Source organism: Bradyrhizobium sp. SHOUNA76 (genome assembly GCF_023006445.1).
In the GTDB taxonomy this organism is placed as follows: Bacteria; Pseudomonadota; Alphaproteobacteria; order Rhizobiales; family Xanthobacteraceae; genus Bradyrhizobium.
Genome location: NZ_JALBHA010000993.1, coordinates 1 through 878, shown reverse-complemented (window position 1 = coordinate 878; position 878 = coordinate 1). Strand labels below are relative to the sequence as shown.

The window sequence follows — 878 nt, the reverse complement described above, 5'->3', positions numbered from 1 at the left end:
CGCTGCCGTGCAGGTGCGCGCGCCCTCGCCGGCGGATGATGCCGCCCGCGAAGAGCGCGTCAAGATGACCCGGCTGCGCCAGACCATCGCGCGCCGCCTCAAGGACGTGCAGAACACCGCGGCCATGCTGACGACCTTCAACGAGGTCGACATGACCAACGTCATGGCGCTGCGCGCCCACTACAAGGATGCGTTCGAGAAGAAGCACGGCTCCAAGCTGGGCTTCATGGGCTTCTTCACCAAGGCCGTGGTGCAGGCGCTGAAAGACATCCCGGCCGTCAACGCCGAGATCGACGGCACCGACCTGATCTACAAGAACTACTACCACATCGGCGTCGCCGTCGGCACCGACAAGGGCCTCGTCGTGCCCGTGGTGCGCGACTGCGACCACAAGTCGATCGCCGACATCGAGAAGGGCATCGCCGATTTCGGTCGCCGCGCCCGCGACGGCCAGCTCAAGATCGACGAGATGCAGGGCGGCACCTTCACCATCACCAATGGCGGCATCTACGGCTCGCTGATGTCGACCCCGATCCTGAATGCGCCGCAGTCGGGCATCCTCGGCATGCACAAGATCCAGGAGCGGCCGATGGTCGTCGGCGGCAAGATCGAGGTCCGCCCGATGATGTATCTGGCGCTGTCCTATGATCACCGCGTCATCGACGGCAAGGAAGCCGTCACCTTCCTGGTTCGCGTCAAGGAGAGCCTGGAAGATCCGGCGCGCCTGGTGCTCGATCTCTGATTCCTGATGCTCTGCGAGCGCCGTCGCCATTCGCGACGGCGCATGTCGAACCATGGAGGCACGCGTGACCGATAAAGTCGTTGTCATCACCGGCGGCAGCCGCGGCATCGGGCGGGCGACCGCGGTTGCGGCGGCC

Annotated in this window: 1 protein-coding gene and 1 pseudogene; both read left to right on the top strand. The window is 65.4% G+C overall.

The genetic code is table 11. The features are described from left to right. A partial coding sequence (odhB, locus tag MOV74_RS39210; protein ID WP_246932979.1) for a 2-oxoglutarate dehydrogenase complex dihydrolipoyllysine-residue succinyltransferase occupies window positions 1-742 on the top strand: 742 nt, incomplete at its 5' end. A gap of 52 nt (window positions 743-794) precedes the next feature. Continuing rightward, a pseudogene (locus MOV74_RS40650) lies at window positions 795-878 on the top strand (NAD(P)-dependent oxidoreductase); the annotation flags it as partial.